This window comes from Devosia sp. FKR38 (assembly GCF_005222805.1).
GTDB lineage: Bacteria > Pseudomonadota > Alphaproteobacteria > Rhizobiales > Devosiaceae > Devosia.
Map to the genome: position 1 here is coordinate 1100945 of NZ_STGC01000005.1, position 22514 is coordinate 1123458.

The 22514-nt window shown below is 64.5% G+C and carries 21 protein-coding genes; 17 read left to right on the plus strand and 4 right to left on the minus strand.

Annotated elements, in window-relative coordinates:
• Positions 1–78 precede the first annotated feature (78 nt).
• From E8M79_RS10380 to E8M79_RS10390, 3 genes are read left to right on the plus strand one after another with little or no spacing between them, the layout of a single operon-like run.
• On the plus strand, positions 79–1086 hold the full coding sequence (locus E8M79_RS10380) for an iron ABC transporter permease (protein WP_137151831.1): 1008 nt from the start codon (positions 79–81) through the stop codon (positions 1084–1086).
• Complete coding sequence (locus E8M79_RS10385; RefSeq protein WP_137151832.1) at positions 1083–2117, plus strand: iron ABC transporter permease; 1035 nt, start codon at positions 1083–1085, stop codon at positions 2115–2117. Before E8M79_RS10380 ends, E8M79_RS10385 begins: the two co-directional genes overlap by 4 nt.
• Positions 2107–2904 carry an ABC transporter ATP-binding protein gene (locus E8M79_RS10390; protein ID WP_137151833.1) on the plus strand — a complete coding sequence of 266 codons (798 nt, stop codon included), beginning with the start codon at positions 2107–2109 and terminating at the stop codon, positions 2902–2904. The genes E8M79_RS10385 and E8M79_RS10390 overlap by 11 nt, the downstream gene beginning before the upstream one ends.
• 7 nt (positions 2905–2911) lie before the next feature.
• Here E8M79_RS10390 and E8M79_RS10395 read toward each other — a convergent pair whose 3' ends face one another.
• Positions 2912–3637: a GntR family transcriptional regulator gene (locus E8M79_RS10395; protein ID WP_137151834.1), complete on the minus strand. Its 726-nt coding sequence runs from the start codon at positions 3635–3637 to the stop codon at positions 2912–2914.
• Between the two features lie 260 nt (positions 3638–3897).
• Here E8M79_RS10395 and E8M79_RS10400 point away from each other — a divergent pair, with 260 nt between their 5' ends.
• From E8M79_RS10400 to E8M79_RS10425, 6 genes are all read left to right on the plus strand, one after another.
• Positions 3898–4983: an ABC transporter ATP-binding protein gene (locus E8M79_RS10400; RefSeq protein ID WP_137151835.1), complete on the plus strand. Its 1086-nt coding sequence runs from the start codon at positions 3898–3900 to the stop codon at positions 4981–4983.
• A gap of 25 nt (positions 4984–5008) precedes the next feature.
• A complete protein-coding gene (locus E8M79_RS10405) occupies positions 5009–6298 on the plus strand; it encodes a PotD/PotF family extracellular solute-binding protein (protein ID WP_137151836.1) in 1290 nt (429 codons plus the stop codon).
• An 83-nt stretch (positions 6299–6381) separates the two neighbouring features.
• Entirely contained in the window at positions 6382–7239 is an 858-nt protein-coding gene (locus E8M79_RS10410) for an ABC transporter permease (protein ID WP_137151837.1), read from the plus strand.
• Between the two features lies 1 nt (position 7240).
• Positions 7241–8059, plus strand: a complete 819-nt coding sequence (locus E8M79_RS10415) for an ABC transporter permease (protein ID WP_137151838.1) — start codon at positions 7241–7243, stop codon at positions 8057–8059.
• On the plus strand, positions 8056–8790 hold the full coding sequence (locus tag E8M79_RS10420) for an aspartate/glutamate racemase family protein (protein WP_137151839.1): 735 nt from the start codon (positions 8056–8058) through the stop codon (positions 8788–8790). Before E8M79_RS10415 ends, E8M79_RS10420 begins: the two co-directional genes overlap by 4 nt.
• Entirely contained in the window at positions 8787–9596 is an 810-nt protein-coding gene (locus E8M79_RS10425; RefSeq protein ID WP_137151840.1) for a GNAT family N-acetyltransferase, read from the plus strand. Before E8M79_RS10420 ends, E8M79_RS10425 begins: the two co-directional genes overlap by 4 nt.
• A gap of 15 nt (positions 9597–9611) precedes the next feature.
• Here E8M79_RS10425 and E8M79_RS10430 read toward each other — a convergent pair whose 3' ends face one another.
• Genes E8M79_RS10430 through E8M79_RS10440 form a run of 3 tightly spaced genes read right to left on the minus strand, consistent with a single transcriptional unit; the run spans position 9612 to position 11958 of the window.
• Positions 9612–10193 carry an AAA family ATPase gene (locus tag E8M79_RS10430; protein ID WP_137151841.1) on the minus strand — a complete coding sequence of 194 codons (582 nt, stop codon included), beginning with the start codon at positions 10191–10193 and terminating at the stop codon, positions 9612–9614.
• Entirely contained in the window at positions 10193–10948 is a 756-nt protein-coding gene (locus E8M79_RS10435; RefSeq protein WP_137151842.1) for a glutamine amidotransferase, read from the minus strand. Before E8M79_RS10435 ends, E8M79_RS10430 begins: the two co-directional genes overlap by 1 nt.
• On the minus strand, positions 10948–11958 hold the full coding sequence (locus tag E8M79_RS10440) for a LacI family DNA-binding transcriptional regulator (protein WP_137151843.1): 1011 nt from the start codon (positions 11956–11958) through the stop codon (positions 10948–10950). Before E8M79_RS10440 ends, E8M79_RS10435 begins: the two co-directional genes overlap by 1 nt.
• A 292-nt stretch (positions 11959–12250) precedes the next feature.
• Here E8M79_RS10440 and E8M79_RS10445 point away from each other — a divergent pair, with 292 nt between their 5' ends.
• Genes E8M79_RS10445 through guaD form a run of 8 tightly spaced genes read left to right on the plus strand, consistent with a single transcriptional unit; the run spans position 12251 to position 22504 of the window.
• Positions 12251–13594 carry an amidohydrolase family protein gene (locus E8M79_RS10445; RefSeq protein WP_137151844.1) on the plus strand — a complete coding sequence of 448 codons (1344 nt, stop codon included), beginning with the start codon at positions 12251–12253 and terminating at the stop codon, positions 13592–13594.
• A gap of 1 nt (position 13595) precedes the next feature.
• Complete coding sequence (locus E8M79_RS10450; RefSeq protein ID WP_137151845.1) at positions 13596–14549, plus strand: nucleoside hydrolase; 954 nt, start codon at positions 13596–13598, stop codon at positions 14547–14549.
• A 36-nt stretch (positions 14550–14585) separates the two neighbouring features.
• Positions 14586–15638 carry a BMP family ABC transporter substrate-binding protein gene (locus E8M79_RS10455; RefSeq protein ID WP_205747902.1) on the plus strand — a complete coding sequence of 351 codons (1053 nt, stop codon included), beginning with the start codon at positions 14586–14588 and terminating at the stop codon, positions 15636–15638.
• 55 nt (positions 15639–15693) lie between these two features.
• The gene (locus E8M79_RS10460; protein WP_137151846.1) at positions 15694–17238 is read left to right on the plus strand and encodes an ABC transporter ATP-binding protein; all 1545 of its coding nucleotides are present in this window, start codon (positions 15694–15696) and stop codon (positions 17236–17238) included.
• A complete protein-coding gene (locus tag E8M79_RS10465) occupies positions 17235–18347 on the plus strand; it encodes an ABC transporter permease (RefSeq protein WP_205747903.1) in 1113 nt (370 codons plus the stop codon). The genes E8M79_RS10460 and E8M79_RS10465 overlap by 4 nt, the downstream gene beginning before the upstream one ends.
• A complete protein-coding gene (locus E8M79_RS10470) occupies positions 18344–19294 on the plus strand; it encodes an ABC transporter permease (protein WP_137151847.1) in 951 nt (316 codons plus the stop codon). The genes E8M79_RS10465 and E8M79_RS10470 overlap by 4 nt, the downstream gene beginning before the upstream one ends.
• Positions 19291–21153 (plus strand): adenine deaminase C-terminal domain-containing protein, encoded by a 1863-nt coding sequence (locus tag E8M79_RS10475; protein ID WP_137151848.1) that lies wholly within the window; start codon positions 19291–19293, stop codon positions 21151–21153. The genes E8M79_RS10470 and E8M79_RS10475 overlap by 4 nt, the downstream gene beginning before the upstream one ends.
• Positions 21137–22504, plus strand: coding sequence for a guanine deaminase (gene guaD / locus E8M79_RS10480; protein WP_137151849.1), 1368 nt, complete (start codon positions 21137–21139; stop codon positions 22502–22504). Before E8M79_RS10475 ends, guaD begins: the two co-directional genes overlap by 17 nt.
• Positions 22505–22514: the final 10 nt, after the last annotated feature.

Here is a 22514-nt window from a genome sequence, read left to right on the forward strand (position 1 = left end):
ATAAAATGTTCTGCGCAATCAGACAGAAACTAATATGACTGTCAATATCATGTTACGGATGTCGCCGTGAGCCAAGCCATGACCGCCCCCCGCGCCAGATCGGCCCGGCAGAGCTTTGCAGTCATCATCGCAGGCCTGGCCGCGCTGCTGGTTGCCGCCATGCTGGTCAGCGCCACCGTTGGCTATCGCCTCTATGGCCTCGACCAGCTCTACCAGGCGATCTTCGCCTTCGATGGTTCCGAGGCCGCCACGGTTCTGGTCAATCTGCGCCTGCCGCGCGCCATTCTCGCCCCCATGGTCGGCGCGGGCCTGGGCGTCGCCGGCGTGCTGGTGCAGACCCTTTCGCGCAACCGCATTGCCTCTCCCGATACACTGGGGCTCAATGCCGGCGCCTCGCTGGCCGTCGTGCTGGCCAGCGCCACGCTGGGCATCACTTCGCTCACCGGCCTCTCGCTGGTCGCCGCGCTCGGCGCGCTGCTCACCAGCATGCTGGTCTTTGCCATAGCGGCCGGGGCAGGGGGCATTTCCCCCATTCGCATCGTGCTGATCGGCGTCACCATTGCCGGGCTCGGCCAGTCCGTGGTGCAGCTCATCCTCACCAGCAATGAGGCGCAGATGCAGAACCTGCTGTTCTGGCTGGCTGGCTCCTTTGTCGATCGGCCCATGGCCCTGGCCATCAATGGCCTGCCCTTCATCGCCGCCGGCGGTGCCATCGCTTTTGCCTTGGTGCGCCCGCTCGATGCCCTGCAGGCCGATGACGCGACGGCAGTGAGCCTGGGCGTGCCAGTAAGCCTGGTGCGCATCGGCTGCTTCCTCGCCATTTCCCTGCTCAGTGGCGCCGCCGTCGCCATGGCCGGACCGGTGAGCTTTGTTGGCCTCGTTGTGCCCCATGCAGCGCGGCGCCTCGCTGGCCTGCGCCACGGTCCGCTCATGCTGGCTGCCGCACTGATCGGCGCCATCTACACCACCCTGGCCGATGTGCTGGCCCGCTTTGTCATCTACCCGGTCGAGGCCCCCGTCGGCGCCGTCACCGCTGTGGTGGGCGGGCTGGTCCTGGTTCTGCTACTGCGCGGGAGAGCTGCATGACCCCGTTCATTCCCGCTCTCTCGGCGACGCGGGCGCCGCTGCTGCTGGCCATCATGACCATCGCCACCGTCGTCCTGGCCCTGAGCGGCGTTGCCTTCGGCTCAAGCTGGATCCCCATTGACCGCGTCGCTGCTGTCATCCTGGGCGCCGGCGAAAAGACCCAGTCGCTCATCGTGCTACAGCTGCGCCTGCCGCGCGTGGTTATCGCTATCCTCGCCGGAGGCGGCATGGCCGTCGCGGGCTTTCTCCTCCAGAAGATCACCCGAAATTCCCTGGCCTCGCCGGGCGTGTTGGGCGTCATCGACGGTGGAGCGCTCGGTGTGGTGATCTTCCTCGCCGCGCTGTCGGACGAATCCAATACCTTGGTCACCTCCATCGTCTTCCAGCCGCTGGCCGCCATGGCCGGCGCCACCCTGGGCATTGCCGCGGTCTTCCTGCTCAGCGGCCGCCAGTCGGTCTCGGCAGTGCGACTTCTGCTGTTCGGCATTGCCGTGGGCGCCGTGGCCAAGGCGCTGGTCATGGTCATGATGCTCATTGGGCCAATCTATCGCACCAGCCAGGCCGCCCGCTGGATCGCCGGCGCCGTCAATGAGGTGAACTGGACCGAGATCCAGATCACCGCGCTGCTGCTGCTGCCGCTGCTCGTTCTTTCGCTGGCCGTGGCCCGCAAGCTGCCGCCCGCTGATCTCGACGAGGTCTCGGCCCGCAGCGTCGGGCTCGACCTGCCGGTGTTTCGCCTGCTGGTCTTTGCCGTCGCTGCCGCGCTCACTGCGGTCTCTGTGGCCTTTGTCGGCGCCATCGGCTTTGTTGGCCTCATGGCGCCGCATCTGGCGCGGCTCATCGTCGGCCGTTCCATGGTCGCCGGCATTATCGGCAGCTTCCTGCTCGGCGCTTTCATGCTGGTCGGGGCCGATCTCGTGGTCCGCGTGTTGTTTGCGCCCACCGAGGTGCCCGCCGGCACCGTCACCGCCATTATCGGCGCTCCCTATTTCCTCTTCCTGCTAATGAGCAAGCAACGCCATGACGGCTAATCCTGCCCCCAGCATTACCATCGACGGGCTCACCTTGGCCTATCCCGGCAAGACGGTGCTCGACACCGTGACCCTGGCCATTCCGCGTGGCAAGATCACGGTGCTCGCCGGCCCCAATGGCTGCGGTAAATCCACCTTGCTGCGCGCCATCCGGCGCCTCCATCGCCCCGCCGCCGGTCGCGTGCTGCTGGAAGACATCGACGTCGCCGATCTCTCCGAAAAGGCCCTGGCCCGCCACATTGGTCTGTTGGCTCAAAACCCCTCGGCGCCCGAGGACATGACGGTCGAAGAGCTGGTCCGCCTCGGCCGCTATCCGCACCAGACCATGTTGCAACGCTGGGACGCCCAGGATACCCGCGCGCTCGAGGCCGCCATGGCCGGCACCGGCGTCGCCAGCCTTCGCGACCGTCCGCTCGGCTCGCTCTCAGGTGGTCAGGTGCAGCGCGTCTGGATTGCCATGGTGCTGGCGCAGGAAACCGAGATCGTCTGCCTCGACGAGCCGGTCAACCATCTCGATCTCGCCCACCAGCTCGATTGCCTCGATCTCGTGCGTCAACTCAATGCCGAGTTCGGCCGCACTATCGTCCTCGTGCTGCATGATCTCAACCTCGCCGCGCGCTATGCCGATCAGCTGGTGTTCATGCGCGATGGCGGCGTTGCCGCCTGCGGCACGCCCGATGCGCTGATGACCCAGGATTTGATAGCCCGGGTGTTCAATGTCGATGCCATGATCATTACCGACCCGGCCTATGGGCGCCCGCTCTGCCTGCCGCTTCGTACGTGCTAGGCCACGCCTAGCGCGACAGCGCCTCACGCAGCGGCAGGCCCGTGTTCTGGCGCAGGTCGAGGTCGGCCTCGATATGATTGATATGGGTCACCAGCAGCTGCGCCGCGCGCTCGCCGTCGCTGCTCTCCAGCGCCGCCAGGATATCGGCATGCTCATTGTGTCCACAGCTCGACGCGCCCGAATTGCCATAGAGCGCAATCACCAGCGACGACCGCGCCACCAGCTCTTCCATGAACCGGTGCAGGATCACATTGCCAGCGACGCTGGCCAACAGCAGGTGGAAATCGCCTGAGGCGCGGATTTCGGCTCGGCGGGCGAGGGACCCTCGCTCGGCAAGCAGCCGACTTTCCTCGATCAACTGCTTCCGAAACGTGGCGATATCGCTTGGACTGAGCCGTCCTGCCGCAGCGCGTGCAATGCCTGGCTCGATCAGCCGTCGGGAATCGAACACCTGGCGCGCTTCTTCGGGGCTCGGATTGGCGACAAAGGCCCCGCGATTGCGTTCCGATTTGACCAGGCCCTCAAAGGCCAGTGCCTGCAGCGCCGCGCGCACCACGGTGCGGCTGACGTCGAACAGCGTCCCCACTTCCGCTTCCGACAGCTTGGTGCCCGGCGCCAGTCGCCGATCCACGATCGCATCGCGCAAATGGTCGCGAATGGTCATGGCACGGTCTTCGCCGGCCTGGGCCGGTGGCGAGTTCAATTGCGTCAGCTGCGGGTCGGCGATGGTCATGGTTCACCCTGTCGCTCCTTCATAGAAAGAATCCGGTCGAAGCGAAAGGAAATTGTCGCACACGATCACGGCACAGGATTGCATACAATCTGGGCGAGGAATGTGCGCAACTGCTTAATTTGCAAGCAACGACCTGTTGCGCCTCAAATGCGGGCAATTGCCCTGGCGCGGATTTTCTCCGCTGCGGCAAGGCCTTGGTGAGATGGTCAGCAGTTGGCACGGGGCATGCATAGCAAGGGGCGTTAACCCGGGAGCGCCGCATGACCAAAGCCGCCGAGATTGACCTGGCCTCCGTAAGCAAGATCTACGGGAAGTCGACGGCTGTCGACTCCATCTCCCTCAAGATCCCGGCAGGCAGCTACTGCTGTCTGCTCGGCCCCTCGGGCTGCGGCAAAACCTCGACGCTGCGCATGATCGCCGGGCACGAAAGTGTCTCCATCGGCGACATCCGCCTGGGCAATACCGTGGTCACCAATCTGCCGCCCGCCAAGCGCGGCACGGCTATGATGTTCCAGTCCTATGCGTTGTTTCCTCATCTCGACCTGGTCGACAATGTCGCCTTCAGCCTCAAGATGGCCGGTGTGCCGACAGCCGAGCGCCGCGCACGAGCCCTTGAGATGCTCAAGCTGATGCAGATGGATGCCTATGCTGACCGGCGCCCGGCCCAGCTCTCGGGCGGCCAGCAGCAGCGTGTGGCGCTGGCCCGCGCGCTGATCACCGATCCCGAGGCGCTGCTGCTGGACGAACCGCTATCGGCGCTCGATCCCTTCCTCAAGATCCGCATGCGCGCCGAGCTCAAGAAGCTGCAGAAGCGGCTGGGCATCACCTTTGTCCATGTCACCCACAGCCAGGAGGAGGCCATGGCGCTGGCCGACATCATTGTCGTGATGAGTGATGGCCGCATCGAGCAGGCCGCGGCGCCGCGTGAGGTCTTCGAGCGCCCGGCCACGGCCTTCGTCGCCCGCTTCATGGGCGACCACAATGTCATCTCCGGCGCGGTGACCGCCGCTGCCGATGGCGCAGTGGAAATCGCCGTCCCTGAAGGCGGCACCTTTCTCGTGCGCGGCGAGGGCCAGACCATCGGCGCCCCCGCCGACGCCGCCATCCGCACCGATCATGTCCGTATCGGCGAAAGCCCGGTCAAGGGGCTCGGCTTCACCGGTCTCGTTACCAATGTCGAATACCGCGGCGGCACGGTGAAGCTGTCGATCGACGGCGCCGGTGTCGAGGATTTCACAGCGATCGTCGATGACGTGAGCTTTTTTTCAATGCCCGTGTCGGTCGGCGACGCGGTGCCAGTGCATTGGGATGCCACGGACGCCATCGTCCTGGGCCGCCCCAATTAGGTCGAACCACAACAGGGACAAGGCAATGACTGACATGATCAAAAAGACCGGTATCTCCCGCCGCAATCTGCTCAAGACGGGTGCTGCAGCCGTCGCGGGTGCGGCCGTCGGCTCGGGCGCCATCACGGGCTTCCCCACCATCTGGGCCCAGAACCCCATTACCCTGCGCCAGTTCGGCACGGGCGTGTCCAACCTCAATGCCATCGCCGAAAAGTGCAAGGCAGACCTGGGCATCACGCTGGAAATGACGGCGACCGACTCCGACGCCGCCGCTCAGCGCGCTGTGACCCAGCCCGACAGCTATGACATCGCCGACATCGAATACTGGATCCTCAAGAAGGTGTTCCCCACCGGCGTCATCCAGCCGATGGAAATCAGCAAGCTGAAGTACTACGACAAGATCGTGCCGCTGTTCAAAACCGGCAAGCTCACCCCCGATAGCGTCATCGCTCAGGGCACCGCACCGCACACGGTCGGTTTCGTCGAAGCCAAGGACAGCAAGGAATTCGCCAAGGGCGAAACCGAATTCTTCACCATGGTCCCCACCATCTACAATGCCGATACCCTCGGCATCCGTCCGGACCTGGTGGGTCGTGAGATCACCACCTGGGCCGACATCATGGACCCGGCCTTCAAGGGCAAGACCTCGATCCTGAACATCCCCTCGATCGGCATCATGGACGCAGCCATGATCATGGAGGCCATGGGCAATATCACCTATGCCGACAAGGGCAACATGACCACCGCCGAGATCGATGCCACCATCGACTTCCTGATCAAGGCCAAGCAGGACGGCCAGTTCCGCGCCTTCTGGAAGAGCTTTGACGAGAGCGTCAACCTGATGGCTTCGGGCGAAGTGGTGATCCAGTCCATGTGGTCGCCGGCCGTTGCCGCCGTCCGCTCCAAGGGCATCGCCTGCAAGTACCAGCCCCTCAAGGAAGGCTACCGCTCCTGGGGTGGTGGTCTGGGTCTGGCCGCCCACCTCGAAGGCGCCCAGCTCGACGCCGCCTATGAATATATCAACTGGTACACCTCCGGCTGGGTCGGTGGTTACCTCAACCGCCAGGGCTACTACTCGGCCGCCATGGACACCGCCAAGGAATATATGTCCGAGGACGAGTGGGGCTATTGGATCGAGGGCAAGCCAGCGGTCGGCGAAATCAAGGCGCCCGATGGCACCGTCATGGAAAAGGCCGGCGCCGTGCGCGATGGCGGCTCGTTCCTCGAACGCATGGGCCATGTGGCCTGCTGGAACTCGGTGATGGACGAAGACCGCTACATGGTCCGCCGCTGGAACGAGTTCATCGCTGCCTAAGCCCTGTTCGATCCACACACACGAAACGACGCCTCCCCCTACGGGGGGAGGTTGACCACTGCGCCTAGTGGAGAAGGATCAGCATGAACAATCTGCTCAGCCGCGCGACGCCCTATCTGCAGGCCACGCCCCTGCTGATCATCCTTGGCTTCTTCCTGGCGCTGCCCATCCTGCTGCTGCTGGTCGTCAGCTTCTGGGACTACGACTTCGCCGGCATGTATCCCGGCTTCATGACCTTCAACTATGCCGAGACGCTGGGCAGCTGGGTCACCTGGAAGACCTATGGCAACACACTGAAATTCGCGGCCATCGTCTGGGCCATCACCGCCTTTATCGGCTTCTGGGTCGCCTATTTCCTTGCCTTCCACGTGCGCAAGGCCTCCACGCAAACCGTGCTCTTCCTCGTCTGCACCGTGCCTTTTCTCACCTCCAACATCATCCGCATGATCTCCTGGATCCCGGTGCTGGGGCGCAATGGCCTCGTCAATTCGGCCCTAGTGGGCGCCGGCATTGTCGACCAGCCGGTCGAATGGCTGCTCTATTCCGATTTCGCGGTGATCCTGGCCATGGTGCATCTCTATGCGCTCTTCATGGTCACCCCGATTTTCAACACCATGATGCGCATCGACAAATCCCTGGTCGAGGCCGCCCGGGACGGCGGCGCCAGCGATTGGCAGATCATCTGGAATGTCATTCTGCCCCTGGCCAAGCCCGGCATCGCCATCGGCAGCATCTTTGTTGTCACCCTGGTCATGGCCGATTTCTCCACCGTCCAGGTGATGAGCGGCGGCCAGAGCGCTTCTGTGGCGCTGATGATGCGCAACCAGATGAGCCTGCTGCAATATCCTGCCGCTGCAGCCAACGCCGTCGTGCTGCTGATTGTGGTGCTCTCCATGGTCGCAGGCATCCTGCGCATCGTCGACATTCGCAAGGAGCTCTGAGATGGGTCAGGACAAACGTTCCCCCGGCTTCTACATCCTCGCCGCCTTCTTCATCCTCTTTGTGCTCTTCCTTTATGGCCCGCTGTCGGCCATCTTTATCCTGTCTTTCCAGGGCCCCCAGGGCGGGCTGACTTTTCCGCTCAATGGCGTCTCGGTCCGCTGGTTCCAGAACCTGTTCGAGCAGCAGGCCGTGGGTGATTTCGGCGCCAGCTTTTCGCGGTCGCTTACATTGGGCCTGATGGTCATGGCTGCCACCGTTGTCGTGTCGCTTCTTGCGGGTCTGGCCTTCCGCCGCCGCTTCTTTGGCGCCACGCCGCTGTTCTACCTCACGGTGGCGAGCCTTGTGGTGCCATCGATCATCGTCTCGCTCGGTATAGGCGTGCTGTTCCAGCAATTGGGACTGCGCCCGGCCTGGTTCAGCTCGGCCTATGGCGCACACATGACCTGGACGCTGCCCTTTGGCGTGCTCATCATGTTCGCCGTCTTCAACCGCTTCTCGCCCAGCTATGAGGAAGCCGCGCGCGACCTCGGCGCCAATGCCTGGCAGACCTTCCGTTATGTCGTGCTGCCCATGATTACCCCCAGCCTGATTGGCGTCGGCCTCTTTGGCTTCTCGCTGAGCTACGATGAATTCGCCCGCACGCTGCTGACCTCGGGCAGCTCCAACACCTTGCCGCTCGAGATCTATGGCATGACCACCAATGTCACTACGCCCGTGCTCTATGCCCTGGGCACCGTCACCACGATCTTCTCATTCTTCATAATCCTGCTGACGGTGGGCATCATCTATTTCATCGGCCAGCGGCGGACCCGGTCATGAGCCGTATCCTCGTCGTCAATCCCAACACCACTGTCTCCATGACCCTCACCATCACCGCCGCCGCGCGGCTGGTGGCGGCTGGTGACACCGAGATCATTCCGGCCACTTCGGCCATGGGCCCGGCCTCCATCGAGGGCTATTACGACGAGGCCTTTGCCCTGCCGGGCCTTCTGGCCGAAATCGCCACCGCCGAACGCCAGGGTGCCGATGCCGCCGTCATCGCCTGCTTTGACGACACCGGCCTCGACGCCGCCCGCGCCATGGCCCACATCCCCGTGGTCGGCATCTGCGAGGCCGCGCTGGCCACTGCCGCCATGATTGCCAAGCGCTTCACCGTCGTCACCACCATGGAACGCTCCCGCGTGCCCATTGAAGAGCTGGCCCATCGCTATGGCATGGCGGGCAGGGCGCGCATCCGCGCCGCCAATATCGCCGTGCTGGCCCTCGAAGACCCGAACTCCGGCGCCCGTGATCGGCTGCGCAACGAGATCGTCCGCGCCATTGCCGAAGACAGTGCCGAGGCCATCGTGCTAGGCTGCGCCGGCATGGCCGATCTCGCCCATACCCTCAGCATCGAATTCAACCTGCCGGTCATCGATGGCGTCGGCGCGGCGGTCAAACAGGCCGAGGCGCTAGTGGCCCTGGGCTTGCGGACCAGCAAGCGCGGGGCCTATGCACCGCCGGTGCCAAAGGCCTATATGGGGGCCCTTTCGGAGTTTGCCCCCGCGTGACTCGCACGATCCGCAACCTGACCTTGCCCGAGCTGGAAATCCTGCTCGAATGGGCCGCCGCTGAAGGCTGGAACCCCGGCCTGTCTGACGCCGAAGCCTTTTATGCCGCCGATCCCAAGGGTTTTCTTGGCGCCTTCGTCGATGGCCAGATGGTCGCCGGCATTGCCGCCGTTGCCTATGACGACAGCTATGGCTTCATCGGCCTCTATCTCTGCCAGCCGCAATGGCGCGGGCAGGGCCATGGCAAGGCCGTCTGGGATGCGGCCATGGCCTATCTCGGCAGCCGCACCATAGGCCTTGATGGCGTGCCCGAACAGCAGGCCAACTACGCCAGCATGGGCTTTGTCACCGCCTATGAGACCATCCGCATGTCGGGCACGCTGCGCCCGGCCACTGTGCCGCCAGTCGAGCCGGCACTGACAGCAGACCGGATCATCGCCATGGATCGCCAGTGCTTTCCCGCGGCCCGCCCGGCATTCTTGGAGCAATGGTTTGCCGCGCCCAATAGCCCGCTGGCCATCGCCCGCCAGGGCGAGCTGGAAGGCTATGGCGTGCTGCGCCCCTGCCGCGATGCCCGCAAGCTCGGCCCGCTTTTCGCGCCCGGCACTGTGGCGGCCATCAACCTGCTCGAGCAGATCGAGGGGCCCATTCATCTCGACGTGCCCGCCAGGCAGACCGCCTGGCTGGCGGCGCTGGAAGCCCGCGGCTTTGTGCCCGGCTTCCGCACCGCCCGCATGTATCGCGGCACCCCGCCAGACATCGATCAGGCACGGGTCTATGCCGTCACCAGTCTCGAATTGGGCTGAGCACGACGGCTGACCTCAGGTCAGCCGGCCGTCTTCCAGCGCCTGCATGATCCAGTCGCGATAGCGCTGCTCTTTGTCATTGATCTCGGGAACGACCTTGGAGGCTTCCTGCATGAAGAACAGATAGTCGCGCCCCATTTCCTGGCCGCGCCGCGTGTGCATGTCGAGCGCCACATCGGGGATCTCGGGCAGGGCTTCGCCCAGTTCCATCGACCGCTTGGCCCAGTTGACCATATCGTCCGAGGTGCGGTCCTTGGTCGAGCCCGCCAGCACGCGAATGGCATGCGCCGCGAACAGGAACCGGTCCCCGCTCGGGCGCGCATAGCGCTTGTGCTGCTGGTAGAGCGTCTCAACCAGCACCGGCGCCTGCGGATTGCCCAGCCCGATGTCCTCCACCGCAATCACGCACAGGCGCGACCACAGCATTTCCTCCATCTCGGGGCTGGTCAGATACATTTCCCAGCCGAGCAGCAGCACATTGTCCACCAGCCCGCGCCGCAGGCATTTCTGCAGCGCCGAGATCACTTCGTCGGCCGCCAGGCCATGTTCGGTCGTTGTGCGCTGCCATGGATCGGGCGGCTGTTGCACCTTGGTCATCACTTCTCTCCTGCAGCCCAGCCAACCATCTGCGACCACAGCGGACCATAGCCGCTCCAGTCCACAAATGGCGGCGGCGCCCAATGCGGTCCACAATCGGAGGCAAAGGCCACCGAGCGCCCCTTGCCGAAGCCGCCGGCGACGATCAGCGGATCGGCGCCCACCGTGGCCACCACGCTGGCGCCCGGCTTGGCGGCGATCTGGTTATAGCCCAGCAGTGCCGGCCAGGGCGTGTCCAGCCCGGCAACGATGGGGTGCTCACTGGCGACCACCTTGGGCAGCACGCCTTGCGGGCACTCCACCCTGTCGTCGCGGTGAAACAGGGTCACCGGCAAGGCCTCTTCGATGGCGGTACCGGCATATTGTCCCTTGGCCTCGATGCCCTGGAAGGTGAGATAGCCGCCCACCATGACGAAACCACCGCCCGCCGCCACATAGTCACGTATCGCATGAAGTCTGTTCGGCAACACCTTGGATCGGCTGAAGGTGTCAGGATGCAGCAGTAGCGTGTTGGCGCCGATATCGGAGAGAATGACGCAGTCATATTCCGCCAGCGCCTCCGGCGTGGCGGGGAAATCCCGCGCCGCCACGTGGGCCGGCTGATAGGTCACGCTCCAGCCATCGGCCTCCAGCGCGTCTCTCAGCCAGCGCACCCCCTCAGCATATTCGGTGGTGGTAAAACTGTCGAAACCCTTCTGGTGGATGGAGTGAACCGTCCAGGATTCCCCGGCGATCAGGACGCGACGCAAGCTCATCAAATGCTCCTAGGCTGAAATTGGGCCACCGACCGCCGCACCACCAGGTCGACGGGCAGGCGGGTCAATGGGGCGGCGGCAATGCCGTTGAGAAGCGCCATCAATTGCTCCACCGCCATGCGGCCCATCTCGGCCACCGGCTGGCGAATGGTGGTCAGCGGCGGGTTGACCATTTCGGCAAATGGCATGTCGTCAAAGCCGACCAGCGACATGTCCTGGGGCACCGACAGGCCGGCATTCTGCAGTGCTTGCAGCACGCCCACCGCCAGATAGTCCGAACTGGCGAAGATGGCGCTGGGTGTCCGTTTCTGCGCGAGGATCGACTCTGTCGCCGCGCGGCCAAAGCTGCGGCTATAGTCTTGCAGCAGCACATCGCCCTCATGCACCGCCAGCCCGGCCTCGGTCATGGCCCGCTCATAGCCGGCCAGCCGTTCGCGCACGCTCAATAGGCCCGGCGGACCACCGATCACAGCGATATGCCGGTGCCCGGCTGCAATCAGGTGCTGGGTGGCAAGATAGGCGCCGACCTCATTCTCGACGAACACGCGCGACAGGCCAATGCCCGGCACATCCTCGTCCATCAGCACCACCTTGTCGTCATCGGCCAATAGCCGCGCCAGCGAGCCGTCGTCGGGACGATTGCTCATCAGGATCAGCCCATCGACATGCCGGTCCCGCATGCGGCGGATGGCTTCAATCTCCCGCGCCCGGTCGCCATGGGTCGAGGTCATATAGACCGCGTAGCCATGTCGTTCCGCTTCACTCTCCACGACGGCGGCCAGTTGGGCGAAAAAAGGGTTGCCGATATCGGGCGTTACCAGCCCAATGGCCTCGGCGCGCCCGGTCGACAGGCGCTTGGCCAACAGGTTCGGGCGATAGTCGAGCTGCGCAATGGCCGCGTCGATGCGTTCGCGCGTGGAGGCGGGCAGGGCGATATTGTTGTTGAGATAGCGCGACACCGTTGTCGGCGATACGCCCGCAACTGCTGCCACATCGCTCAGCGTCGCCATGCCAGCTCCTTGCTTGCCCCGATCGCCGGCCCATACACCATCAGGGGGAGTAGCGCCGTCTGGCCGGCCTCCGAAAAACGGGCGAGGCGGGTCGACACGGCTCTGCTGGCGACAAAGGGATTGCCGCTCATCGACCCGGCCTCTCGCTGTGTGCGCTGTGCATGGTTGCTATCCACTTGTGCGATTTTGGAAACCGCATATGATTTAGGCAATGACCCATTGACAGCATATGACAACAGCTCGATAACTCTCGTCAATAAGCTTCGTAAACCGCTTTACCTGCCAGGGTCGCATGAATTCTGTGCTCATAACCGATGCTGTGGTCTTGACCGTCGATGCGCAGAATACCGTGCATGACGGGGGCTGGGTGGCCATTCGGGAAGGGCGCATTGTCGGTGTTGGGCGGCGCGAGACTTGTCCCGCGCCGGCTGGATTTGACGAAGTCATCGCGCTGCCGGGCCATCTGGTCATGCCGGGCCTGGTCAATGCTCACACCCATTCGGCCATGGTGCTGTTCCGCGGCCGCTCCGAAGGCCAGAGCCTCCTCACCATGGAGGGCTGGTACAATTCCATTCGCGAGCCCGAACTCTCTCTGGTCGCTGAGGATATCGCCCCGGCAGTGTCGCTGAGCTGCGCCGAAATGCTGCTCTCGGGCACCACCACCTTCTGTGACCAGTATTTCTTTGCCGCCGAAATCGCCCAGGCCGCTGCTGCCAGCGGCATCCGGGCCGTCGTGGCCTATGGCATTGTCCAGCTGGGCGATGCCGAGCGCGGCGATGCCGAACTGGCCAATGCCGCCGCCTTCATCGAGCAGCAGCGTTCCGCCGATGGCCGCATCATTCCCTGGTTCGGCCCCCACGCGCCCTATGTCGACAATTCCGAGGATCTGCTGCAGGCCGAAGTGGCCATGGCGGTCAAATATGGCGTCGGCATGCATCTGCACATGGCCGCTGGTCCGGAAGATAATACCGAGACCATGGCCCGCTATGGGCTCACCGCCACCCAGGCGCTGTCGCGCGATGGTTTCTTTGCCGGTCGCGTCCATGCCGCCCACTGCCTGGACCTTTCGGACGACGACATTGCGATCTTCGCCGCGGCGCCGGCGGCCTCGGTGGCCTATTGCGCCACCGCTGGGCTGCGCTCGGGCCGGGCAGGGGCCTGTCCAGCCGTCAAGCTCAAGGCGGCCGGCGTCACAGTGGCCCTCGGCACCGACAATGTTGCCGCCAACAATGCCTATGACATGATCGCGGAAATGCGCGTGGCCGGCCTTGTCGCCTCGCACCGCGAGGGCGTCGCCCAGCCCATCTCCAGTGCCGAACTGGTCCGCATGGCCACCATCGAGGGCGCCCGCGCTCTTGGACTTGATCAGGAGATCGGTTCGCTCGAAACCGGCAAAGCTGCCGATATCATTGCAGTGGACATGCGTGGCCCGGGCTATTCGGAAACCCCCGACTATGAAACCGTTCTGGTCTATTCAGGCAGCGGCCGCGACGTCGCCCATGTCTGGGTGGCCGGGGAGCGCCTGGTTGCCGATCGCCAGTTGCTCAAGCGCGATTATGGCGATATCCGCTCGACTTATTCCGCGACTTACCGGACCTTCTGGGACCGTGTCGAGCACAACAAGAAAGTAGCCTAACGTGCCAAATTCCCGCAATCGTCTGATCCTGGATACTGATGGCGGCGTCGATGACGCCCAGGCCCTGCTGATGCTGATCGCCAATGGTCGCACGCCCGACGCCATCACCACCGTTTTCGGCAACGTTGGCCTCGAAGCTGCCACCCGCAACATCTTGTCCACCCTGGCCGTGGTGAAGGCCGACGTGCCCGTGCATGCCGGTTCCGGCCGCCCGCTCACCCAGCCCGTTATCGACGCCAAATATATCCATGGCGAAGATGGACTGGGCGGCGCCCCGCGTCCGCTCAAGACCGCTGAAATCGCCAGCCACGACGGCGTTGGCTTCCTCATCGAGACCTTCCGCAGCGCCGGCGCCAGCGGCAAGAAGGTTGATATTCTTATGATCGGCCCGCTGACCAATCTGGCCCTGGCTCTGCGGCTTGATCCGACCATCATCAATGGCATCGGCCAGCTCACCATCATGGGCGGCACTGTCTATGGCCGGGGCAACACCACCCCGGCGGCCGAGTTCAACATCTATGCCGACCCTGAGGCCGCTGCCATCGTCTTTGGCGCCGACATCGACATTCTCGTCGCTCCCTGGGAGCCCTGCGTTACCCACAACATGACGGGCGACGCCGTCGATGCCGCCTTTGCCGCCATCGCCGATGGTCCGGAAAAGGCCTTCTCCGAGGCCCTGGCCGATCACGCCCGCCGCACCAATGCCAGCTATGGCGGCGGCGACGTGTTCCGCTTCGTCGACCCTCTGGCGGCTGCAGCCGTCATCGAACCCTCGATCGTCACCAAATCCATTCGCGCATCGGTTGATGTGGCCCTGGCGCCGGGCATTGCCCGCGGCATGACCATTGTTGACCCTTCGGGTCGCCTCGGCACGCCGATGGTGACCCTGATTGAAGAGGCCCGGCAGGATCGGCTCGTCGCCCTCTACGCCGCCTCGATCGCATACGTCCCCTAAGAGTCCTGAACCAAACCCCTAGCAGGAGTGCCGTCCATGTCGTCCCTCAAATTCTCCCGCCGCACCGTCTTCGGCCTGATGGCCGCTGCCGGCCTGATGAGCTCGGTGTCCACCAGCGCCGTCTTCGCCCAGGAATACAGCAAGGAAAACCCGCTCAAGGTGGCCCTGGTTCTCCATGGCACGCTGGGCGACAAGAGCTTCTTTGACAGCGCCGCCGCCGGCATGGCCAAGGCCCAGGCCGAGCTGCCCGTCGAGGTCAAGATCATCGAAGCCGGCTACGACAAGACCAAGTGGCAGCCCGCCCTGGCCGACGCTGCCGACAGCGGCTACGACGTGGTCATCGCCGGCACCTTCGACATGACCCCCTATATCACCGAGCTGGCCAACGAATATCCCGACGTCAAGTTCATCGACTTCGACGACAGCCCGGATTTCACCGGCGGCGCTTACCCCAATGTTCTGTCGGTCATGTACGGCACCTCCACCGCCGGCTACCTGGCGGGCTATGCCGCTGCCAAGATGAGCAAGACCGGCGTGCTGGCCGAGATCGTCGGCATGGAATTCCCCACCGTCACCGATTTCAAGGTCGGCTTTGACGAGGGCGCCCTGGCTGCCAATCCCGACATCAAGATCCTCAGCACCGTTGCAGGCACCTTCTCGGACCCGGCAAAGGGCAAGGAAATCGCGCTCGCCCAGTTCGCACAGGGCGCTGACGTGATCTTCCCGATCGCCGGTTCCACCGGCATCGGCGCGCTGCAGGCTGCCAAGGAAGCCGGCCTGCTGGCCGTCGGCGTCGACAGCGACCAGGCAACCATCTTTGCCGCCTCCGATCCGGCACAGGCTGACATCATCTTCACCTCGGTGGAAAAGAAGGTCGGCGAATCCCTGTTCCTGGCGCTCAAGGGCACCATCGACGGCACCCAGGCCTATGGCGTTCGCCAGCTGCTCGGCCTCAAGGATGGCGCCGTCGGCATCTCCAAGAACAGCTACTACGAAAAGCTGGTTCCTGCCGATGTCCGCGCCGAAGTCGAGGCTCTCGAAGCCAAGATCGTCTCGGGCGAACTGGTTCCCGCCAGCGACATGGAATGATCTATCCGGCGCCGCCCCTCGGGCGGCGCCGACCCTGTTATGAGGAAGCATGGCCATGGCGCCGCTATTGCAAGCGATCAGCATCGGCAAGACCTACCCCGGCGGCGTGGTGGCCAACGACGGCGTCAATCTCAGCGTCTCTGCCGGCGAAGTGCATGCCGTCGTGGGCGAGAACGGCGCCGGCAAGTCCACCCTGATGAAAATCCTGTTCGGCATCGAACGCCCGGATGCAGGCACGCTGCTGCTCGACGGCAAGCCCGTCAGCTTCACCAACCCGCGCGAGGCCATCGAGGCCGGCATTGGCATGGTGTTTCAGCACTTCTCGCTCGTGCCATCCTTCTCTGTCTATGAGAACGTCGTGCTTGGCGCCGAGCCGCGCAATGGCATTGGCTTCGACCGCGAAAAAGCCATCGCCGAGGTCCGTGCTCTGTCGGAAAAATTCCGCCTGCATGTCGATCCGCTGCCGGCCGTCGGCAGCCTGCCGGTTGGCCAGCAGCAGCGCGTCGAAATCCTCAAGGCGCTCTATCGCGACGCCCGCATCCTGATCCTGGACGAGCCCACCGCCGTGCTGGCGCCCCAGGAGGTCGAGGAGCTTTTCGTCGCCGTCCGCGCCCTGGTTGCCCAGGGCCGCACCGTCATCTTCATCGCCCACAAGCTCCCCGAAGTGCTCGAGATTTCCGACCGCATCACCGTCATGCGCGCCGGCAAGACCGTCGGTGAAGTGGGCAGCAGCGAAGTCACTGAGCAAAGCCTGGCCACCATGATGGTGGGCCGCGACGTGGCGCTGCGCGTCGATCGCGCTGTCACCGCAGGCGAGCTCGCCTGCGAGATCAAGGCACTCTGGGTGCGCAGCGACGCCGGCCAGCCGCTGGTGCAGGATCTCAACCTGCACGTCCACGCTGGCGAAATTGTTGGTCTTGTGGGCGTGGAAGGCAATGGACAGGCTGCGCTGCTCGACGCCATCTCGGGCGCCCAGCCCATCGCCCAGGGCGTGGCCTATCTCAACGGCACCAGCCTTGGCCCGCTGAGCACGCTGGAACGACGTGCGATCGGCGTCGCCAACATCCCTGAGGACCGTATTGCCCAAGGCCTGGCCGGTGGCGCCAGCGTTGCCGAAAACCTCGTCGCCACCAAGCTGGCCGACCGCCGATACGTGCGCCTCGGCCTGCTCGATCTCAAGGCGATCAAGTCCAATGCCATTGCCTTGATCGAGCGCTACTCCGTGCGCGTCGGTGGCCCGGCGCAGGCCGTCTCGACGCTGTCGGGCGGCAATATGCAAAAGATCGTGGTCGCCCGCGAACTGTCCGAACAGCCCAAATTGCTGCTGGTCAGCCAGCCCACGCGCGGCGTTGACCTGGGCGCCACCCAATTCATCTGGAAGTCCCTGACGGACGCCCGCGACGCTGGCGCGGCCGTGCTGCTGAGCTCAGCAGACCTCTCCGAACTCCTGGCCCTGTCCGACCGGCTGGTGGTGTTCTACCGCGGCCGGCTGGTCGCGGCCTTCCTCAACAGCGCGGCACTGACCCCCGAAACCCTGGGCAGCTACATGCTTGGCCTGGCCACCCAGACCGAGGATGAAATGAAGGTAGCCCTGCGATGAGCACCATGCCGACACTCGCCAAGCAATCGCGCTGGACCGCCGTGCGCGCCGAAGTCCAGCGCGCAGTCACCGCCATCCTCGTTGCCCTGCTGGTGACGGTGATTGTGGTCATGCTGACATCCAAGACGCCGTTCGAGGCGCTCAATACCCTGTTGACTGCGCCAGCCTCCAAGCCGCGCACCATCGGTCTGTGGTTCGACGACGTCGCCAAGCTGACGGTCACCGGCCTTGCCTTCTCGCTGGTGTTCCAGGCCCGCCAGTTCGCTATGGGCGTGCAGGGCCAGGTCTATGTTGGCGCCCTTGCAGCGACCTATGTGGCGCTCTCGCCGCTCGGGCCCACCTTTGCCGCCATCCCACTTGGCATCCTGGCCGCCATGCTGGCCGGTGCCGTGTGGGGCTTCCTCCCGGGCATCGCCAAGGCTCGCTTGGGCGCCAATGAAATCGTCTCCTCGCTGATGCTGAACTATATCGCCATCGAGCTGTGCAATTTCCTCGTCCGCGTGCAGCTGCGCGAAAAGCCCGGCGTGCTGACCTCGCTCGAATTTCCCGATACAGCCGTCTTTCCGCCGATGATCCCGGGCACACGCATCGATCTCGGGCTGGTGCTGGCGCTGGGCGCGACGCTACTGGTCTGGTTCGCGCTCTATCGCACCGCCTGGGGCCTCAAGCTGCGTCTGGTCGGCCACAACGCCCGCTTTGCCGAATATGCCGGCATCAAGTCGACGCTGATCATGGTTTCGGCCATGACCGCTGCCGGCGCGCTCGGTGGCATGCTGGGTGCCATGTTTGTGCAGGGTCAGACCTATGGCAAGCTCACCGTGATGTTCGAGGGGGGCCTGGCCTTTGAGGGCATCCTGGTGGCCATCGTGGCGCGCAGCCGGCCGCTCGCTGTCCCAGTCGTGGCGATCTTTTATGGCTATCTGCGCCAGGGCGCCCAATTGATGAATATTCGCACCGACGTGCCCGCCGAGGTAATCGGCGTCGTCACCGCGATCATCATCCTGCTGGTGTCCTCATCCTTTTCCATCCCCGGCAAGGCTTGGCTGCTTGGCCTGTTCCGCCGCCCCGCGCCCCAAACCGATGCTGCCGTTGACGGAGCCGCCAAATGATCGAGCTTCTCGCAACGGTAATTTCCTCGGCCTTTTTCGTCACCGTCATCCGCACCACCACGCCGCTGCTGCTGGCGACCCTGGGCGGCCTGATCGCCGATCTTTCGGGCGCCCTCAACGTCGCGCTCGAAGGCCAGATGCTGGTCGGCTGCCTCACCGCCGTCATCGTCTCGGTCTATGCGCCTTGGTATGTGGCGGTGCTGGCCGGCCTTGGCTCGGGCGCCGTGCTCGGTCTGGTGATGGCCTTCTTCGCGCTGCGGCTCAAAGCCGACATCATCCTGGTCGGTTTTGCCATCAACATCATGGCCGCAGGCGGCACCGTCTTTGCCCTGGCCATGGCCACCGGCGGCGACAAGGGCACCTCGATCAACCTGGTCTCCAAGGCCATTCCCCCGGTCGACCTCTCCTTCCTGGGCGTCATCCCCGGCATCGGCCCGGTGCTGGTCTCGCTGCTCTCGGGTCATTCGGTGCTGTCCTGGGTGGCTGCCTTCCTCGTCTTTGCCATCTGGTATTTCCTCTACCGCATGCCCTGGGGGCTGTGGCTGCGCGGCGTCGGTGAATATCCCGCAGCCCCAGCCGCCGCCGGCATTCCGGTCAATGCCGTGCGCGCCTGGAGCCTGGTGGTTTCCGGCGGGCTGGCGGGCCTGGGCGGCGCGCAGCTGGCCATGTTCAACTATGTCGGCTTTGCCCGTGACATGACGGCCGGCCGCGGCTTCATCGCCCTGGGTGCCGTGCTGCTTGGCGCGCGCCATCCCGTGGGTGCCTTGCTGGCAGCTCTGCTGTTCGGCGCCTTTGAGGGCCTCGCCGTGGTCATGCCAGGCCTGTTTGCCGATGCGCCGGCCGAGCTGATCCGCATGATACCCTTCATCGTCACCATCCTCGCCCTGGTGCTGTTCAGCTACCGCGCCCAACGCGCCCGGCAAATGCGGACCCTGAGCAAGTCATGACCCAGCCCGACGATCTGATCCTCAATGCTGCCGATGAAGTGACAATCCGGCAGCATCTGCTGCTGGTCGCCCTGGGCAAGCGCCCCGCCGACAAGGTCATCGAAGTCGGGCGGCTGCTGGCCGTCCACGCCAACCAATGGCTCGACAATCAGGAGATCGTCATCTCCGGGCGCCGCATCGCTTATGTCGGTCCCATCGGCTCCTATCGCGGCGACGTGGCCGAGCGGGTGAAATATCCCCATCTCTCGGCTGTGCCGGGCTTTGGCGAAGTGCACAAGCACATCGAATCCAGCCATCTCACGCCCGAGTTTGAAGCCGCCATGGTCATTCCGCGCGGCAACACCTGGACCTGCGAGGCCAGCCACGAATTCGGCAATGTCAACGGCAGCCGCAACACCGAGTTCTGGCAGAAGGCCCGTCTGGCCGGTTCCCCGCTCAAGGTCTTCATCCAGCCCGGCTCCGCCGTGCCGCCCAGCGCTTGGGAAGAGAGCGGCGGCTGGTATGGCTATGACGAGCAGAAGGCGTTCCTCGCCAATGATCTCTCTGTCACTGGCCTCGATGAGGTCATGGACTGGCCTTCGGTCTGGGACCCGACCAATCCCGGCTATGCCCGCATGTGGGGCATGATTGGTGCCACCTTTGCCCAACGTGGCGTGGTCGAGGGCCATGGCTCGGGCCTGATCGATCCGCACGACATTTCGGCCTTTGCCGCTGCCGGTCTCAGCTCCGATCATGAAGTCTGGGCGCTTGATGAAGCCTGGGACCGGCTGATGCGCGGCCTGTTCACCGAGCTGCGCCCGTTCTCCTATGATGCCATCATTCCCGGCCTGATCGAACGCGGCCTCAGCGACTGGTCCAACATCGCCTTCACCACCGATGATCGCAGCGCCACTGATACGCTGCGCGATGGCGCCAGCGATTTCAACGTGCGCCATGCCATCCACTTTGGCCTCGCGCCAGAGATCGCCATCCAGTGTGCCACCATCAATCCGGCCCGACACATGCGCATCGACCAGTGGGTGGGCTCGATCACACCCGGCCGCTATGCCGATATTGTGCTGCTCGATGATGTCGCCAGCGTCTCCATTGCCCATGTCTATGCCGATGGCATCCTGTCCTCGGACCGAACCGATTTCACCGGGCCGATGCCGCAGATCGCATGGCCCGATTGGGCCAATCGCACCATGAACATTGGCCGCACCCTGACGGCCGATGACTTTGCCATTGCTGCCGAACCCGGCCGCAACAGGATGACCGCGGCCGTGCTGCGCCCGTTCCACTGGAATGAGGACTTCCTCACTGAGGATCTTCCCGTGGCCGACGGCCAGGTGCAGCGCGACACCGCGCGTATGATCACCAAATGGTCCCTCGTCGATCGCTATCGCGGCGACGGCGCCGTCGCCTCCATGTTCTGGACCGGCTGCGGCCCGGAGGATCCCGACACCGCTCTGGCCAGTTCGGTAGCCCATGACAGCCACAATGTCTGGTGTATCGGCTCCTCTGACAGCGCCATGGCCAAGGCCGTCAATCATCTGCAGTCCATCGATGGCGGCTGGGTCCTGGTGCATCGCGGCGAGATTGTCGCCGAAGTCCGGCTCGAGATTGCCGGCCTGATGACCGCGCGGCCCGCCGAGGCCTTCGACGCTGACATGCAGGCCTTCCTCGCCCGCGCCAATCAGGTCACCTGGATGTACCAGCCGGCAGCGATGAACCGGTGGAAACCGGGCTTCCCCGAATTCCTGATCTTTGCCACGCTCACCTGTTCGCCCTGGCGCTGGGTGCTCGTCGCCCCGTCCGAGCGGGCCCCCAATGGCTTCGTCAACGTCCAGACCGGCGAGACCCATGCCATTGTCTGGTAACCGGACGCCGCGCTGTCGCGGCATCCTGGGCAGCTTCTTTCATGCCCCGACGGCTGGGGCACTGGAGGTGCTGGCCGACACGTTGATCCTGGTCGACGCCACCGGCACCATCACCGATGTTCTGGGTCCCGATGCACCCGAGCGCGCCGCCGCGCTGAGCGATCTGGGTGAGGACCTCACCGTGCTGGCAGCGGGCCAGTTCGGCCTGCCGGGCCTCGTGGACCTGCATGTCCACGCCCCGCAATATCCCCAGCTCGGCATGGCGCTCGATGTGCCGCTCGAAGTCTGGCTGCAGAAATATACCTTTCCGCTCGAGGCGGCCTATGCCGATCTCGATTTCGCCCGCCCGCGCTACCAGACCCTGGTGGATGACCTGCTTGCCGGTGGTACGACCACCGCGCTCTATTTCGCCACCCAGCACCGCCAGGCAACGCAACTGCTGGCCGACATCTGTATTGAGCGAGGCCAACGCGCCCTGGTCGGCAAGGTGGTGATGGACGATCCCGCCGCCTGTCCCGACTTCTACCGCGACGCCACCCCGGCTGCCGCGGTGGCCGATACGCGCGCTGTTATCGAGTACATCCGCAGCCATCCCGACAACGCCGCTGGCCGCGTCCTGCCGGTCATCACCCCACGCTTCATCCCGTCCTGCACCGACGACGCCCTGAGCGGGCTCGGCCAGCTCGCTGCCGAATGCGGCTGCCATGTGCAGACCCATTGTTCCGAGAGCGACTGGGCCCATGGTCATGTGCTCGGCCGCTATGGCCACACCGACGCCGAGGCGCTCGACCGCTTTGGCCTGCTCACCCGCAAGTCGGTGCTGGCACACTCCAACTTCCTGACCGATGCCGATATGGATCGGCTCGTCGCAAGGGGCAGCGCCGTCGCCCATTGCGCGCTCAGCAATGTCTATTTCGCCAATGCGGTCTTTCCGCTGCGCCGCGCCTTGGGCAAGCATCTGCACGTCGGCCTGGGCACCGATATCTCTGGTGGCCCCAGCGGCTCGATGTTCGAAGCCTGCCGCACCACGGTGCAGTCCTCGCGCCTCTTGGAAGATGGTGTCGATCCCACGCTGCCGGCCGACCGACGCGGCACGCCCCATTCGCGTGTCGATCTCGTCACGGCCTTTCACCTCGCCACCGCTGGCGGCGGCGTCGCGCTCGACCTGCCCATCGGCATCCTCGCGCCCGGCTATCGCCTCGACCTGATCGCCATAGACACCCTGGCATCAGAAGGCGGCATCCGCCTCTTCGACGAGACGCGCCCCGAGGCGATCTTCGAGAAGATCATCTATGGAGCGAGCCGCGCCAATGTCGCCGCCGTCTGGGTCGACGGCATCCGCCGCCGCTGAATTCGACGTC